This is a genomic window from Novosphingobium sp. 11B (assembly GCF_054589055.1).
Window position 1 is genome coordinate 1 of sequence record NZ_BAAILP010000264.1, and the last position, 245, is coordinate 245.

The 245-nt window shown below is 64.1% G+C and carries 1 pseudogene; it reads left to right on the top strand.

Annotation, left to right across the window (positions count from 1 at the left end):
* Positions 1–245, top strand: a pseudogene (locus tag ACYPYD_RS22960) (IS701 family transposase); the annotation flags it as partial.

Genomic DNA, 245 nt, shown 5'->3' on the forward strand with positions numbered 1-245 from the left:
AACCCGGCGACACGCTGGACCAGCATTCTCGTCTCTGCCTGGTATGGCCATGCGGGCGGCAAGACGCTCGAGATCACATCTGACATCGCCCTATGGTACAGGCCCGGCACCCCGGTCTTGCCTGTCCGCTGGGTCCTGGTTCGCGATCCTGACGGAAAGCGCGACCCGCAGGCCTTCTTCAGTACCGACATCACCCTCGAGCCCGCCGAGATGATCGCCCTCTACGTCCGCCGATGGCAGATCGA